The sequence below is a fragment of the Variovorax sp. GW821-FHT10D07 genome (assembly GCF_059415325.1).
In genome coordinates this window covers 602873-619270 of sequence record NZ_JBWKMZ010000001.1, presented here as the reverse complement: position 1 = coordinate 619270, position 16398 = coordinate 602873, and the positions used below count along the sequence as shown (strand labels likewise).

The 16398-nt window shown below is 70.3% G+C and carries 11 protein-coding genes; 7 read left to right on the top strand and 4 right to left on the bottom strand.

Translation table 11 applies throughout. From position 1 onward, the window contains the following. Nucleotides 1-196: 196 nt before the first annotated feature. The 5 genes from AC07PU_RS02865 to AC07PU_RS02845 all read left to right on the top strand — a co-directional run bounded on the left by AC07PU_RS02865 (nucleotide 197) and on the right by AC07PU_RS02845 (nucleotide 9383). Complete coding sequence (locus AC07PU_RS02865) at nucleotides 197-1234, top strand: alpha/beta fold hydrolase (protein ID WP_495315066.1); 1038 nt, start codon at nucleotides 197-199, stop codon at nucleotides 1232-1234. 244 nt (nucleotides 1235-1478) lie between these two features. Then, nucleotides 1479-2612, top strand: a complete 1134-nt coding sequence (wecB, locus tag AC07PU_RS02860) for a non-hydrolyzing UDP-N-acetylglucosamine 2-epimerase (RefSeq protein ID WP_208510019.1) — start codon at nucleotides 1479-1481, stop codon at nucleotides 2610-2612. 49 nt (nucleotides 2613-2661) lie between these two features. Further along, nucleotides 2662-4881, top strand: a complete 2220-nt coding sequence (locus AC07PU_RS02855) for a cellulose biosynthesis cyclic di-GMP-binding regulatory protein BcsB (protein ID WP_495315064.1) — start codon at nucleotides 2662-2664, stop codon at nucleotides 4879-4881. Nucleotides 4882-4899: 18 nt separating this feature from the next. After that, entirely contained in the window at nucleotides 4900-6597 is a 1698-nt protein-coding gene (locus tag AC07PU_RS02850) for a glycosyl transferase family protein (RefSeq protein WP_261211215.1), read from the top strand. Further along, the gene (locus AC07PU_RS02845; RefSeq protein ID WP_495315061.1) at nucleotides 6594-9383 is read left to right on the top strand and encodes an NfrA family protein; all 2790 of its coding nucleotides are present in this window, start codon (nucleotides 6594-6596) and stop codon (nucleotides 9381-9383) included. Before AC07PU_RS02850 ends, AC07PU_RS02845 begins: the two co-directional genes overlap by 4 nt. A 7-nt stretch (nucleotides 9384-9390) precedes the next feature. Here AC07PU_RS02845 and AC07PU_RS02840 read toward each other — a convergent pair whose 3' ends face one another. Next, the gene (locus tag AC07PU_RS02840) at nucleotides 9391-10323 is read right to left on the bottom strand and encodes a DUF4434 domain-containing protein (protein ID WP_495315059.1); all 933 of its coding nucleotides are present in this window, start codon (nucleotides 10321-10323) and stop codon (nucleotides 9391-9393) included. Nucleotides 10324-10657: 334 nt separating this feature from the next. Here AC07PU_RS02840 and AC07PU_RS02835 point away from each other — a divergent pair, with 334 nt between their 5' ends. After that, on the top strand, nucleotides 10658-12841 hold the full coding sequence (locus tag AC07PU_RS02835) for a TonB-dependent receptor (protein ID WP_495315057.1): 2184 nt from the start codon (nucleotides 10658-10660) through the stop codon (nucleotides 12839-12841). Between the two features lie 23 nt (nucleotides 12842-12864). Beyond that, complete coding sequence (locus AC07PU_RS02830; RefSeq protein ID WP_431514196.1) at nucleotides 12865-13605, top strand: cobalt ABC transporter substrate-binding protein; 741 nt, start codon at nucleotides 12865-12867, stop codon at nucleotides 13603-13605. Nucleotides 13606-13658: 53 nt separating this feature from the next. On the opposite strand, the gene AC07PU_RS02825 is transcribed toward AC07PU_RS02830, so the two are convergent. From AC07PU_RS02825 to prpR, 3 genes are read right to left on the bottom strand one after another with little or no spacing between them, the layout of a single operon-like run. Next, nucleotides 13659-13991: a HigA family addiction module antitoxin gene (locus AC07PU_RS02825; RefSeq protein ID WP_057592730.1), complete on the bottom strand. Its 333-nt coding sequence runs from the start codon at nucleotides 13989-13991 to the stop codon at nucleotides 13659-13661. Nucleotides 13992-14039: 48 nt separating this feature from the next. Further along, nucleotides 14040-14309: a type II toxin-antitoxin system RelE/ParE family toxin gene (locus AC07PU_RS02820; protein WP_208510080.1), complete on the bottom strand. Its 270-nt coding sequence runs from the start codon at nucleotides 14307-14309 to the stop codon at nucleotides 14040-14042. A 59-nt stretch (nucleotides 14310-14368) separates the two neighbouring features. Further along, nucleotides 14369-16324 (bottom strand): propionate catabolism operon regulatory protein PrpR, encoded by a 1956-nt coding sequence (prpR, locus tag AC07PU_RS02815; protein WP_495315053.1) that lies wholly within the window; start codon nucleotides 16322-16324, stop codon nucleotides 14369-14371. Nucleotides 16325-16398 lie beyond the last annotated feature (74 nt).

Sequence of the window (16398 nt, the reverse complement as noted above, 5' to 3'; positions counted from 1 at the left end):
GTCGAAGCACATCCCTCGCGAAAAACGAAATTTACTGTCTGCGAACCACCCCGGGATACACAGCGATACGCAGCCCCCGCCCCCGGGCACTCCCGCGAATGAACATCCGCGCCATCGATCGCCAGGCACCGCGAACGACACCGGCGCGACAGGCCTTCGGCCCGATGCCATCCACCACCATTCGCAAGGAGTTCCCATGACGCTTTCCTCCCCGCTCGAGCGCCGCTCGTTCCTCGCCAAGGCCGCCATCGGCCTCGCCACGGCCCAGTTCGCGGCGGTCGTTCCCGCGTTCGCGCAGTCGAACACGCCGTCCGCCGGCGGCACGCCGCGGCGCCTCGAGCCGCTCAAGCACATCGATGCGGGCGTGCTCAACGTCGCCTATTTCGAGGCCGGCCCCGCCAACGGCGCGCCGGTGCTGCTGCTGCATGGCTGGCCCTACGACATCCACATGTTCGTCGACGTCGCGCCGCTGCTCGCGGCCGCGGGCTTCCGCGTGATCGTGCCCTACCTGCGCGGCTACGGCGCCACGCGCTTCCTCTCGGCCGACACGCCGCGCAACGGCCAGCAGTCGGTGGTGGCGGCCGACATCTTCGCGCTGATGGACGCGCTGCAGATCCGCAGCGCGACGGTCGCGGGCTGCGACTGGGGCGCGCGCACGGCCTGCATCATGGCGGCGCTGCAGCCCGAGCGCGTGAAGGCGCTGGTGTCGGTCAGTGGCTACCTGATCGGCAGCCAGGAGGCCGGCAAGAACCCGCTGCCGCCCGAGGCCGAGTTCCAGTGGTGGTACCAGTACTACTTCGCGACCGAGCGCGGCCGCCTGGGCTACGACAAGAACCGCAACGCGTTCTCGAAGCTGATCTGGCAGCTCGCCTCGCCCCAATGGAACTTCGATGCCGCGACCTTCGAACGCAGCGCGCGCGCCTTCGACAACCCCGACCACGTCGCGATCGTGATCCACAACTACCGCTGGCGCCTCGGCCTGGCCGAGGGCGAGGCCAGGTACCAGCCGCTCGAGGACCGGCTCGCCAAGGCGCCCGTGATCACCGTGCCGACCATCACGCTCGAAGGCGATGCCAACGGCGCGCCGCACCCCGAGCCCGCCAGCTACGCGAAGAAGTTCTCGGGCTTCTACGAGCACCGGCAGGTCGACGGCGGCATCGGCCACAACCTGCCGCAGGAAGCGCCCCAGGCCTTCGCGGCCGCGGTGGTGGACGTGGCGCGACGCGCGGGCTGAGCGGGCGGGCCGCCGACTCGGCGGCCCAAAGTGCCAAAAAGTAGACACTTCCGTTTTCAATCGTTGATGATTTGTTAAATCTTTAGTTACACTGTCGGCTTCGAGGGTCAGACGGCGCAGACCGGTCCCGCCCTGAGGGGGTACGCGAGTACCCCTTTATTCATTTGTTCGTGTCCGGCTTGCCGCCGCCTTGCGTCCACACGCGGGGAGGCTGTGCGTCGGCACCAGCCACTGACTCCTCGAAATGCACGTACTGTCGATCTTCGGGACCCGTCCCGAGGCCATCAAGATGGCCCCCCTCGTCGCCGCCCTGCGCCGCGAGCCGCGCGTGCGCAGCACCGTGTGCGTGACCGGCCAGCACCGCGAGATGCTGACCCAGGTGATGTCGCTGTTCGACCTCGAGGCCGACCACGACCTCGACGTGATGCGGCCCAACCAGTCGCTCAACGGGCTCTACGGCCGCCTGATCGCGGGCGCCGACGCGGTGCTCGAGGCCGAGCAGCCCGACTGCGTGCTGGTGCACGGCGACACCACCACCGCCGCGGCCTGCGCCATGGCCGCCTTCCATCGCCGCATTCCGGTCGGCCACGTCGAGGCCGGCTTGCGCAGCGGCGACATCCGCTCGCCCTTCCCCGAGGAACTCAACCGCCGCTTCGTCGATTCGGTCAGCAGCTGGATGTTCGCGCCCACGCCCTCCTCGCGCGACGCGCTGCTCGCCGAGAAGCCGCCGGGGCGCATCTGGGTCACGGGCAACACGGTGATCGACGCGCTCGCGGCCACCGTCGAGCGGCTCGAGTCCGACCGCCCGCTGGCCGCCACGCTCGAGAAGCGCCACGGCTGGGTCGATGCCAGGCGCCGGCTGGTGCTGGTCACCGGCCACCGCCGCGAGAACTTCGGCGAGGGCTTTCGCAACATCTGCGCCGCGCTGCGCGAGCTGGCGCAGCGCGACGACGTGCAGATCGTCTACCCGGTGCACCTGAACCCCAACGTGCACGACGTGGTGAAGGCCCAGCTGTCGGGCCTGCCCAACGTGCACCTGATCGCGCCGCTGGGCTACCTCGACTTCGTCTGGTTCATGCAGCGCGCCTACCTGATCCTGACCGACTCGGGCGGGGTGCAGGAAGAGGCGCCCTCGCTGGGCAAGCCGGTGCTGGTGATGCGCGACGTGACCGAGCGCCCCGAGGCCGTGGCCGCCGGCACCGTGCGGCTGGTGGGCACCTCGCCCGAGCGCATCGTGGGCGAGGCACGCCGCCTGCTCGACGACCCCGCCGTGCACGCCGAGTTCTGCCGCCGCGGCAATCCCTACGGCGACGCGCGCGCGAGCCAGCGCATCGTGGACGTGCTGTGCGAACGGCACACCGCCGAGTTCGTGCCCTGAGCGCCGAACGCCGCCCCTCTTTTTTCAAGTTTTCCTGCCGAGTCTCTCCATGCCTTCTCTGTTCTCACGACGGATCGCCCTCCTCGCACCCACGGCCCTGCTCGCCCTCGGTGGCCTGAGCACCTCCTTCCTCGCGCACGCCAGCCCCGCGAGCGACGCGCTGCAGCGCCTGCAGGGCGAGACCTGGGTCAACCGCAGCTTCGCGCTGTCGGACCTGGGCATCGGCGACACCGTGCTGCTCAACGGCTTCGACAGCCGCCAGGAGTTCTACCTGCCGGTGCCGCGCGGCCTCGCGCTGGCCGAGGCCAGCATCGACTTCAGCGGCCGCTATCACAAGGCCGAGGGCGGCAGCACCTCGATGCTGCTGACGGTCAACGGCCGGCCGGTGCAGGCGCGCCGCATCGAGGCGGCCGAGGGCGACGCGAGCCAGAACCTCAAGGTCGACACCGGCGTCGCGCGCAGCGCGAACTTCGTGCGCCTCGGCGTCCAGTGGTCCAACAACGTGGCGCGCCGCGTCTGCGAACTCGAGCGCTCGACCGGCAACGTGCTCGCGATCTCGCCCGAGACACGCTTCAACTACCGTTTCAACAGCGGCGCGCTGACCAGCCTCGCCGACGCCTGGGCCACGCTGCCCGCGCGCCCGGTCCTGCTGGTGGCCTCGCGCAATCTCTCGAAGACCAGCTACGACAGCGCCTGGCGCCTCGGCGTCGCGCTCGAGCAGGCCAACCGCCGCGTGCAGATCCAGGCCTTCCCGGTGGCCGGCGACATCGTCGACACCTCGGGCTGGCAGGTGCCCGCGGGGCTGGCCGCGCTGCCGGCCTTCGCCGGTCTCGCCAGCGGCAATGCGCGCTACGAACTCAAGAACGAAGCCGAGGTCGGCGCGCTGCTGGTGCTCGGCGCCACCGCGGCCAGCGGCGATGTGCTAGTGGTCGATGCGGCGCTGCGCCAGCAGATCGCCAAAGCACTCGAGGCGCTGGCCGTGCAGTTCGCGGGCGACGCCGACGCGCTGCGCGCCTTCGCGCTCTGGCGCGAGCAGCAGACCGCGCTCGCCGCGGATGCCGCCAGCGCCGGCCAGGTGCGCCTCGCCACGCTCGGCGCGCATCCGGTGATCGTGGTGCCCGAGAACGCGGGCGCGCAGGCGGCCGGCGTCTTCGCCGAGACCTGGCGCAACCTGCTGGTGTCGCGCCAGGCCGGCGTGCGCACGGCCGACGCGCCCGATGCGAGCGAACGTCCGGCGATCCGCCTCAACAGCCTGGGCGCCAGCGAGGCCGGCTTCGACGTGGTGTCGCGCGGCGAGTGGACCGCCACCCTGCCGCTGGGCGTGGTCGCGGCCAACGGCCGCATGCCTTCCGAGCTGGTGATCGACGTGGCCGCCGCGCCCGGCGCTTCGTCCACGCGTCCCGTGGCCTCGGTGTTCTGGAACGACGTGCTGCTGTCGGCCAAGCGCCTGGAGGCCGATGGTCGACCCGAGCGCCTCGATGCGCGCATCCCCGGCTATGCGCTGGGCCTGAGCAACGTGGTGCGCGTGTCCTTCCAGCGCCAGCCCTATTCGAACGACTGCCAGGAGATGCCGCAGGGCTTCCCGGTCAACGTGCTGCCCACCAGCTTCGTGCGCGCGGGCGATGCGCAGCCCGACGGCAGCTTCGTCGGCCTGCTGCCGCTGATGTCGGGCAACCCGCAGGTCGCCGTGCCGCAGGCCTGGCTGGCCGACGCGCCCGCGAGCCTCGCGCGCCTGGTGCGCATGGCCGTGGCCGCCGGCGTGACGCCGGTGCGCTCCGAGCTGGTGGTGACCCAGTCCGGCGCCTTCTCGCCGAGCAAGCCCTTCCTCGCGCTGCAGGTGGCGGTCGACGGCGCCGCCTCGAAGGTCGAGGTCAAGGACGCGAGCCTGCGCATCCATGGCCGCAAGGCGCCGTGGCTCGAGGTCGACGACCTGTCGCAGCTGAGCGCCATCGAGGTGAGCCGCGCCCATGGCCAGGACGGCATGCAGTGGCAGCCGATCGGCGCGCGCCCCGTGGTGCCGGCCAAGCCCTTCGTGCTGAACCGCGGCGACATCGCGATGCTCGGCGTCGACGGCCCCGTGAGCTGGCTCGACAGCGGCAATCCCGCGGACGCGAGCGCGCGCCGCGGCGGCGAAGGCGCGTTCTTCGAATGGCGCTCGTACGCCGCCTGGGGCATGCCGGTGATCGGCGTGGCCGTGTTCGCGCTGCTGCTGCTGATCCTGCTGGCCTGGCGCGCGCGGCGCCGCCATGCGGCCAAGTCGCAGCACTGAGGACCCGACCGAAGCCGCATGTTCGAGCTCTACGGACCCTTCCTGCTGGCCGACTACTACCGCGGTCTGGAGATCGTGACCGCGGTCGTCGGCGTGGTGATCCTGCTGTCGAGCATCGACGACCTGTTCGTCGATGCCTGGTACTGGGTGCGCGAGATCTACCGCTCGCTGACCGTGCGCCGCCGCTACCGGCGCCTGACCGCCGCGCAGCTGCGCGCGGCGCGCGAACAGCCGATGGCCATCATGGTGCCGGCCTGGCTCGAGTACGACGTGATCGCGCCGATGCTCGCCAACATGGTGTCGACGCTTGAGTACAAGAACTACGCCATCTTCGTCGGCACCTACCGCAACGACGCGCGCACCATCGCCGAGGTGGAGCGCATGCGCCGGCGCTACCGCCAGCTGGTGCGCGTGGAGGTGCCGCACGACGGCCCGACCTGCAAGGCCGACTGCCTCAACTGGGTGGTGCAGGCGCTGTTCCAGCACGAGCGCACCATGGGCGAGCCCTTCGCGGGCGTCGTGCTGCACGACAGCGAGGACGTGCTGCATCCGCTCGAACTCAAGTACTTCAACTACCTGCTGCCGCGCATGGATTTCATCCAGCTGCCCGTGACCTCGCTCGAGCGCCACTGGTTCGAGCTGGTGGCCGGCACCTACATGGACGAGTTCGCCGAGTGGCACAGCAAGGACCTCGTGGTGCGCGAGAGCCTGTCGCGCATGGTGCCCTCGGCCGGCGTCGGCACCTGCTTCTCGCACCGCGCGCTGCAGACGCTGGCCGCGGAGCTCGACAACCAGCCCTTCAACACCGCCAGCCTGACCGAGGACTACGACATCGGCGCGCGCCTGGGCCGGCTCGGCATGAAGCAGATCTTCGGCAAGTTCGACGTCGAGTACGTGACGCGGCGCACCGCCTGGTTCGGCGCCGGCCGCGAGAAGCTCGGCTCGCTGCGCATGCCGCTGGGCGTGCGCGAGTACTTCCCCGACACCTTCCGCACCGCCTACCGCCAGAAGGCGCGCTGGACCCTGGGCATCGGCCTGCAGGGCTGGGAGCAGATGGGCTGGGCCGGCTCGCTGGCCACCAAGTACCTGCTGTTCCGCGACCGCAAGGGCTTGTTCACCGCCTTCGTGGCCATCCTCGGCTATCTGCTGATGCTCAATTTCCTGCTTTTCTTCTTCGCCGACGCCATGGGCTGGTGGACCGTCTATTACCCGTCGATCTTCCAGTCGGGCGGCTGGCTCATGACGGTGATGGAGCTCAATGCCGTGGCGCTGCTGCTGCGCTTCGCGCAGCGCTTCCATTTCGTGTCGGCGCTCTATGGCTGGGAGCACGGGCTGCTGTCGATACCGCGCATGGTGATCGGCAACTTCATCAATGCCATGGCCGCGGCGCGCGCGTGGAAGCTGTTCCTCTCGCACAAGCTGTTCGGCAAGCGGCTGGTGTGGGACAAGACCATGCACGACTTCCCCTCGGCCGACCAGCTGGTGCAGCAGCGCCAGCGGCTGGGCGAGGTGCTGCTGTCGTGGCGCGCGATCGACGAGACGCAGCTCGACAACGCGCTCACGATCCAGCGCGGCACGGGCCGCAAGCTCGGCAGCATCCTGCTCGAGCAGGGCTGGCTCGACGCGGGCACGCTCGAGGAGGCGATCTCGTTCCAGCGCGGCGATTCGGTGCTGGCGCCGCTCGCGCCGCAGGGCGCGCAGGGAGTGCCGGCATGAAGAGGTTCGACAACCGCACGCTGCTGGCGGTCGCGCTGGCCGCGGCTTGGCCCGCGGTGCCCGCGTTCGCCGCCGTGCATTCGCTGCCGGCCGCGCCTTCGCCCTCGACTTCGACTTCAACCGCTTCCGCGCCCGGCGCCGCGCCGGTGCCGACGCGCACCGCGCCGCGCAAGCGCTCGTCGCACGGCCGTGCCTGGCAACTGGCCGACCAGGCCTTCAAGGCCTATGGCCGCGGCGACTTCGAGACCGCGCTCGCGCGTGCCGACGTCGCCTTGCGCCTGCAACCCGCGGCGCAGCGCGTGCACCTGCTGCGCGTGTATGCGCTGCAGAAGCTGGGGCGCAACGACGAGGCCGCGCGCGCGGCCGAGCGCGCCATCGACCAGGGCCATGGCAACGCGGCGCTGCGCACGGCACTGGCCAACCTGCGCGCCACGCCCGCCGACGGCACGCCCGGCACCGAGGCCTACCGCGCGGGCTTCTCGCTCGCGGCGCAGGCCTACCGCGACTACGCCGAAGGCCGCGATGCCGAGGCGGCGAAGTCGGCCGAACAAGCGGTGCGCGCCGATCCGAGCCAGGGCCCCTGGGCACTGCTGTGGCTCGACGCGCTCGCGCGGCAGCAGCGCCACGACGAACTCGTGCAGGCGGCAGCCACCGCGCTGGACCTGGGCGCGCCGAACGCCGCCGAGATCGCCGCGCGCGTGCGGCAGGGCAGCCGTTCGATCGCGCAGCGGCATGCGCAGAAGGCCTACGACGCGCTGTCGCGCCAGCAGCCGCGCGCGGCCGTCGACGAGGCCCGCGAGGCGGTGCGCCTCGCGCCCGATGTCGCGAGCCACCGCCAGTTGCTGATCGATGCGCTGCAGGCCGTGCCCGACATCGAAGGCGCCGAACAGGCCACCACCGAGGCAATGGCAGCGCAGGACGACAGCGCGGCATTGCGGCTGCAGCGCGCCTACCTGCGCCAGCAGCTGTCGCGCGGCGGCGAGGCGCAACAGGATGTCGATGCCGTGGTCGCCGACGCGAAGGTCGACGAGGCACAGCGCCGCGACGCACGCCTGATCGGCGCCGATCTCTCGCTGGCCGCGCGCGACGGCGAGCGCGCGCGTACGCTGCTCGCGCCGCTGCCGCCCGACGACGCGCAGGTGCGCTCACGCCGCCAGCGGGCCGAGGATGCCGCGAGCGGTTGGGGCTCGCCCGCCACGCCGCCCGTTACCGCCTATGCGCCCGTGAAGCTCTGCAACGACACGCCCGAGGGCCCGACCTGCGCGCTCGCGCCCTGGGACTCGCCGAAGGCCGGCGATGCCGCCACGCGGGCCTACGCGGCCTATGCGCAGAAGCGCTATCCCGAGGCCATCGCGCTGGCGAAGCAGGCCGCGGCCGAACGGCCCGACGACGCATCGCGCCAGAAGCTGCTGACCACCACGCTCGCCGCGGGCACGACCGCGGAACGCCAGCAGGCGGTGCAGCGGCTCGACACCGCGATCGCCGCGCAACCCGCGGACGCCACCCTGTTGCGTCAGCGCGGCTACCTGCACATCGCCAACAAGGACCCGGCGCTCGCGCTGCAGGATTTCGTCGCGGCCCGCCACACCGGCCAGGCCCCGCGCAGCAACCTGCTCGACGAGGCCCAGGCGGCCGCCGGCACCGGCGACCGCGCCGGTGCGGCCGCCACGCTGCGCCAGGCCGTCGACGACGAGGACGTGGGCTGGCTCTCGCTCGACCGCCAGCAGCTCCACGACCTGCGCAGCACCATCGCCAGCTATGCGCGCGAATGGGGCGTGAACAGCACCGTGGGCTACCGCGGCGCGCATGCCGCCTCATTCGGACTGCCCGGCCAGCCGGTGGCCGTGCCCGGCAACGCGAGCTTCAACACCACCGAGGTGTTCTGGCGCCCGAGCGGCATGCTCAACACCAACCGCAGCATCTTCGACGTCTACGGCCGCCTCTCGACCACCCTGCACGCCGGCACCGACGTGACCGCCGCGCAGCTCGTGCAGAACCCCTGCGGCGGCATCGGCATCACGCCCGAGCAGCGCACCCGCGGCATCGCCGGTCTGCCCTCGACCAGCGGCGCCCTCGGCGTGCGCTACACGCCCGACACCGCGACCGGACTCACCTTCGGCCTCGAGCGGCAGTTCATGCTGGGCAGCGCCACGCGTTCCGGCGCCATCGATCCCGCGCCCGCGAGCCTGCGCTGTCAGCTCAACAACCGCTCCGCGGCCCTCGACTACCGCGCAGACACGGGTTCGGGCGGCTGGCAGGCCTACCTGCTCTACGGCTTCTACGAGGGCACCGGCCGGCGGCTCGACACGCGCAGTTGGTTCACCATGGAAGGCTACCTGCAAGCCGGCTACACCCTGCTCGACATGCCGGCCGCCTACACCGTGCGCGACACCGCCGGCAACGTGCTCGCCGACGGCAGCGGCCGCCTCAAGCGCGGCCAGGGCTTCGCCGCGGGCGAGGTGCGCATCGGGCGCAGCTTCGTCACCGACTACAACGACCGTCTCGTGTTCTTCCCCCACGTCACGCTCGCCGCGGACTGGTTCTCCAACCGGAACCGCGCGAGCGGCGTACCGATCGCGGGCTTCGACAGCGTGGCCCTGTCCGACCGCGGATCGAGCTGGTCGGCCGGCGCGGGCGTGGGCATCAACCTGCGCTACTGGTTCAACGAGGACCGCTACAACGCTCAGCGCTCGCATGTTGATGCGAGCTTGCAGTACCGGACCACGCTGGGAGGGGTGGCGGGGCGGGCGAAGGGGGTGTTCTTGAACCTGACGTTGTCGTACTAGGCACGGGTCAGGGCGCAACGCCCCAGTCCTCGCGCAGCCGCTTCGCCTCGGGTGTATCGCCCACCACCCACGGATCGATCGCGAACGCGATCACGCGCTCGGCGCCATAACCGCGCGCGATCTCCATCTGCCGTCGCACGCGCTCGGGCGTCGCGGCACGCGCCTTGAAGCCCTCCTCGCCACCCGGCGCGACGGGCAACTGCTCGAACAGCTCGACCACCAGATCGAAGGCCACGCCACGCCGCTGCAGCAGCGCGCGCAGCGGCTCGAGCCCCGCGAGGTTGTCCATGCCGCCCACGCCCACGCCGTCCTGCAGCATCGGACGCAGCGACACGCGGTCGAGGATCTGCGACCAGAGTTCCGCGAGCGAGCCCTCGGTCGGCAGCCGGCTGAAGAAGGTCGACACCGCGAGCGGCTGGCCGCCCGTGCGGCGGGCGACCGTTGCGATGCCGTCGAGCCAGTCCACCAGTTGCTGCCGCCGCTCGGCCGTCGCCCAGTTGTACTGGTCGATCTCGTAAGGTAGGTACCAGCCGCGAAAGCCCGGCAGCTTCGGCCAGCGGGCCGATTCCATGAACGGCAGGCAGCGATCGCGCGCGGTGGCCAGCAAGGACGGCAACACCGCCGGGTCCTTCGACCCCATGGCCTTCCACCAGCCTTCGTCGTAGGGCAGGCCCATGCGGATGCCCATGCCCTCGCGCGCGGCCTCCTCGAACAGCATGGCGAGCAGGCTGTCGGGCGGCGCCCAGTCGAACGCGCCGCCGTACAGGGCGCTCCACTGCAACACGATCTCGTCGCAGCCCAGCGCGCGCGTGATGCGCAGCCTGCGCCGCCATTCGTCGATGGAGAGCGATTCGTGGCTCTTCCAGGGCTGCAGGAAGCTACCCTGGAACCTCGGCGGCGGCGCGGTGCAGGCGCTCAGCAGCGCGGCCGCGGCCAGCATCAGGCAACTGCGTCGGCGAAGCAACGGGAGCGGCGGAGGCACGGGGATGGGAGGCATCGGCCCACAGTATCGGCGCGTCGCCGCGCGAGGCTTCGCGCCGCGGCGGCGGGCCGCGGGCGGCTGTGGTCTTGAGGACACATTTGTCCACAAAGGTCAAAAGGCATAGGAAGGTTTGCAGCGACCTCAACCTATGATGAGAATAGTTTTCATTCATAACAAGCTCGCCAGAGCCCGGCCACGCTGGCCCACCAGCGTCGTGCCGTCCCGATTCCGACCTCGCCCCGCCCCCGCACCGGCTCGCCGGTGCCTGCCTTTTCTCGCCGATTCCTGACCGATGCCCTCGTCCGCCGCTTCCTCGTCCCGCACCGCTTCTTCCCTTCCGCCCTCCTCCCTCCGCCCGCTGGCGCGCCATTGCCTGGCCGCCTGCCTGGCCTTCGCGGCCGCGAGCGCCGCGGCCCAGACCGCCACCGCGCCCGCGCAGGGCCAGCTTGGCGAAGTCGTCGTCTCGGGCGAAGCCGAAGCCATCGGCGGCCTGCAGAAGACCTATGCCGGCGGCCAGTTCGCGCGCGGCGGCAGCCTCGGCATCCTGGGCATCACCGACCTGATGAACGTGCCCTTCAGCACCACCAACTACACGGCCGAGCTGATCCAGAACCAGCAGGCGCTGAGCGTGGCCGACGTGGTGATGAACGACGCCTCGGTGCGCCCGCTGACCTCGCGCGGCGGCTTCGGCGATGAATTCCAGATCCGCGGCTTTACCGTGCCCAATGCCGACATCGGCCTCAACGGCCTGTTCGGCCTCACGCCCACCACGCGCGTGCCGCTCGAGATGATCGAGCGCGTCGAGGTGCTCAAGGGCCCGGGCACGCTGGCCAACGGCGTCGGCCCCAGCGGCAGCGTGGGCGGCAGCATCAACGTGGTGACCAAGCGCGCGGCCGACGCGCCGCTCACGCGCCTGACCACCACCTACATGAGCAAGGGCCAGCTCGGCACGCACCTCGACGTGGGCCGCCGCTTCGGCGACGAGAACCAGTGGGGCGTGCGCGTCAACGGCGTGTTCCGCAACGGCGAAGGCAACATCGACAACGGCAAGCAGAAGCTCGGTCTCGGCTCGCTGGGCCTCGACTACCTCGGCACGCGCCTGCGCTGGTCGCTCGACGCCTTCGCGAGCAAGGGCGAGACGCGCGAGTTTCGCCCGCAGACCAGCTTCGCGGCCGGCATCACGCGCATTCCCGAACCGCCGTCGGCACGCCTGAACTTCTACCCGGGCACCGAGCTGAGCGACAACGTCAAGACCGCCATCTCGCGCGTCGAGTACGACATCAGCGACAGCACCATGGTCTACGGCAGCGTGGGCTACACCGACCTCGACTACCAGCAGGTGTTCCCGAGCGGGCGGCCCAATTCGCTGGGCAACTTCAACGTCTCGAACGCCTACTACGACTTCTACAGCAAGACCACCGCGGCCGACGCCGGCGTGCGCACGAAGTTCAAGACCGGCAGCGTGGGCCACACGGTGGCGCTGGGCGTGAACCTGCTCGACCAGGAGTCGGGCTTCTTCTATGCAACCTCGCGCACCACGAATCCGTCGAGCCTGTACTTTCCCTCTGCGCTGCCGCTGGTGACCACGCCGCGCACGCCCGCGGTGAAGTCGGCCGAGCTCAAGCAGTCGAGCGTGGTGCTGGCCGACACCCTGTCCTTCGCCGACGGCCGCTTCCTCGCGACACTGGGCCTGCGCGACCAGACCATCGAGCAGGAGAACTTCTCGCAGGCCTCGGGCGCGTCGACCAGCCGCTACAAGGCCAGCGCGACCTCGCCGCTGGTGGGCCTGGTGTTCAAGCCGGTGCAGAACGTCTCGGTGTATGCCAACTACACGGCCGGCCTCACGCGCGGCGGCACGGCCGGCCCGGGCACCGCCAACGTCGGCGAGACCTTCGGGCCGCAGAAGTCGAAGCAGTACGAAGCCGGCGTGAAGGTCGACTGGGGCCGCCTCACGACGCAGGCCGCCGTCTACCAGATCACGCGGCCCAATGCCCTCACCGACCCGGCCACGCTGGTCTACAGCTTCGGCGGCGAGCAGCGCAACCGCGGCCTCGAGCTCACGGCCTACGGCGAGCTCCAGCAGGGCCTGCGCGTGATGGCCAGCGCGGCCTTCAACGACGCCAAGCTCACGCGCACCGCGGGCGGCACCAACCAGGGCAAGGACGCGGCCGGCGTGCCCGACCGCACCTTCAACCTGGGCCTGGACTGGGACACGCCGTGGGTGGCGGGCCTGAGCCTGAACGGCCGCGTGATCCACACGTCTTCCGTGTATGCCGACGCCGCCAACGTCCTGCGCGTGCCGGGCTGGACGCGACTCGACATCGGCGCGCGCTACGCCACGAAGATGGGCGGCAAGCCCGTGACCTTCCGCGCCAACCTCGAGAACGTGTTCGACAAGAACTACTGGGTGACCAGCACCTACGTCACCGTGGGCGCGCCGCGCACGCTGATGCTGTCGGCCACCGTCGATTTCTGAACCTGAACCAAGGAGCTTTACGCATGAACCGCATCACCGCCATCGCCACCGCCGCCTTCGCCCTGCTGGGCTTCGCGGGTGCCGCGCAGGCGCACCAGATCTGGATCGAGCAGCCGGCCGGCGAGAAGACCGCCGTCGTGCGCTTCGGCGAATTCGGCGAGAACCTGCGCGAGGTCTCGCCGGGCCTGCTCGACAAGTTCGGCAAGCCCACCGCTACCCTGGTGTCGGCCAAGGGCGAGCAGAGCGTCGACGCGCAGAAGACCGCCAGCGGCTTCGCGTTGCCCTTCGGCGCCGCGGCCGGCGAGAGCATCGTGGCCGAGGACGCGGGCTATCCGCTGTTCAACCGCAAGCAGGGCGACAAGCAGACCGTCGGCCGCTACCACCCGGCCGCGCGCCTGGTCACCGGCTTCGCGCCGCTGCAGCCAAAGCTGGTGCTCGACATCGTGCCCGCGGGCCATGCCGGCGAGTTCAAGCTGTTCTTCAAGGGCCAGCCCAAGGCCAAGACCAAGGTCGCGCTGGTCACGCAATCGGGCTGGGCCAAGGAAGGCCACACCGATGAACAGGGCCTGGTGAAGTTCGACCTGCCGTGGCAGGGCACGTACGTGGCCGAGGTCAGCGTCAGCGACGCCGTGGCCGGCGAGCGGCCCGGTGCCAACGGGCCCGAGAAGTTCGACAGCGTGAGCTATGTGACGACGCTGACCTATGTGAAGGCGGACGGCATCGCGGCGCTGCCGGCGGGGCCTGCGGCGGCGCCGAACAAGTAAGTCGACGGGACCGAGGGCCCGCGGCCCTCGTGCCTCCGACCGCCAGTGCGCTCCTACGAGGTGAGCGCCAGGCGGTCGTCGTCCGCAGCCCGCGGCGAGACCTCCTTGGAGATCGCCTTGCCTACTGCCTTGGCGACGATCTTGAAGTCGTAGGTCGCCTGCATGGTGATCCAGCCCTGGGCATCAGCCTCTTCACCGCCGAAATAGCGCACCAGGCGCAGGGCCGTGTCCGGCGTGATGCCGCGACGCTCGAGCACGATGTCGTTGATGCGCGAAGCGGGCACGTGCAGCGCCTTCGCCAACGCGTTCGCCGTCATGCCGAGCGGCTTCAGGTAGTCCTCGCGAAGGACTTCACCCGGATGGACCGGGCGCATTCCATTCTTCATGTCGCACTCCATTGCGTAAGAACAATCAGCCAGCCCAGGCTGGTCTGATCAGTGCGGGTCGTCGATCCTGACGTCGTGGGGCCCCGCTGGACCCCATTTGAAGATCAACCGCCACTGCTGATTGATCCTGATGTGCCATGCATCGTCGTAGAACTTCAGGTCATTGCCGGGCGGCATCTTCATGAAGGTCAATGACGGCGCGGAGTCCAGTTGCGTCAACTTGCGCGCCGCGACATCCCTGATGTTCGCGAACTTGGCGCTCTTGCCGGTCGTGAAGAGCGCTTCGGTATCGGGGCAAGAAAACGACTGGATCGGCATCGGTGAATCGTATACCGTTTAACGGCAGACGGTAAACTTTTGCCCCGATCTCCCTGGTGTCATGTCGCCTCGGCATTCTCCATCTCCCGCACCCACCGCCACAAGGTCGACCGGCTCACGCCCAGCTGCCGCGCGGTCTGCTGCCGGTTGCCGCCGTTCGCGGCCAGCAGTTCGCGCCATTGCGACTTCGCGGGCACACCGCTCACCTCGACCGGCGCGGCGCTCTCGTCCGCGAACAGCTCCGGGCACTCGTGCCGCAGCTCCTCCCAGCGAATCTCCTCGATGCGCTCGAACTGCATGAGGAACACGGCGATGCGCTCGCCCACGTTCTCGAGTTCGCGCACGTTGCCGGGCCAGCCGTAGGCCAGCAGGCGCGGCATCAGCGGCGCCAGCGCACGCCGCGCATCGAGCACGCCATGGCCCTGCCGCTGCAGGCAGCGCTCCACCAGCACCTGGGCCAGCAGCGCGACGTCCTCGCGACGTTCTCGCAGCGACGGCAGCACCAGGCGCAGCGTGTTGATGCGGTAGTAGAGGTCCTGGCGAAAACGCCGCTCGGCGATCATCTGCTGCAGCGGCTGATGCGTGGCGGCGATCACGCGCACGTCGACGGGGATCGGCGCGGTCGCGCCCAGGCGAGTGATCTCGCGCTCCTGCAGCACGCGCAGGAGGCGCGTCTGCAGGTGCAGCGGCATGTCGCCGATCTCGTCGAGGAACAGGGTGCCGGTGTGCGCGGTCTCGAACAGGCCGCGCTTGCCGCCGCGGCGCGAACCGGTGAACGCGCCCTCCTCGTAGCCGAACAGCTCGCTCTCGAGCAGCGCCTCGGGAAAGGCCGCGCAGTTCACCGCCACGAAGGGGCGGCCCGCGCGCGTGCTCTCGTTGTGGATCGACTGCGCGAAAAGCTCCTTGCCCACGCCGCTCTCGCCCGCGATCAGCACCGTGAGGTCGTTGCGCGCGAAGCGCTGCGCGGTCTGCACGGCGCGCGCGAACGCCGGGCTGTGGCCCACCAGGCTCGCGAAGCGGTGCCGCGCCGCGCTCTGGCGGCGGCCGTGCTGCATGCGCAGGCTGGTGTCGGCTTCCTGGATCGCGCGCGCGTCGTAGAGCGTGAGCGCGGCGCCGACGATCTCGCCGTGCTCGCGAATCGGCGTGCGGTTCACCACCCAGTCGCGCTGCGCGAAACGCTGCACCAGGGCACGTTCCTCCAGGCCCTGGTCGAGCGTGGCCCGCAGGGACAGCTCGGGCTGCATCACCCCGAGCGAGCGGCCCAGCAGCCGCGCGGGCGCATGGCCCAGCAGCAGCTGCATCGGCGGGTTGACCGCGATGATGCGGTTGTCGCGGTCGACCGCGAGCACCGCCTCCTGCAGGTTGTGCAGCACGCCGTTGAGCTGCTCGTAGCGTCCGGCCTCGAGCCGCGCCACGCGCGCGAGTTCCATCGCGTCCTCGAAGCCCTTGCGGATGCTCGCGAGCGAATAGGCCAGCAGGCCGTGCAGCCCCGCCTGCTGCGCCAGCTCGACCACGAGGCTCGAACCCACGATCACGTCGAAGCCCTCGCGGCGCAATGACTCGAAGCGCTGGCGCGCGTCGTCGGGCGTGCGGTAGGCGTACTGGCTGACCTCGATGTTGAGCAGGTCCTTGACCTCGTCGAGCTCGGGAATGGTCTGGCCGTACATCACCACGCCCACGCGCTTGGCGATGCGCCGCGCCTTGATCAGCGCCTGCATCAGGTCGAAGCCGCCGAGCTGGATCGTCGCCACCGGCGCCTCGAGGCCGGCGCGCAGGATGCTCGCGTTCGAGCCCGCGCTGACGAAGGCATCGACCAGGCCGCGCTCGAGGCGGTCGCGCGCGATCGCGAGCGCATCGCCGAAGGTGCCGTCGACCACCTCGATCTCGGCGCGGCCGACGTACTCGGCCACCACGGGCAGCGCGAATTCGCGGATCTGGCGGTAGCTCAGGAAGCACAGGCGCGGCAGGCCGCGGCGCGCGGGCGAGGCCGGGTCGGAGGGGAGCGGACGTTCCATCATGCGTTGCATTGAAACATGCCAAGCGCTTCATTGATGTCGCACAAGACACAGTGAAAACCCGAGCCTCTTGA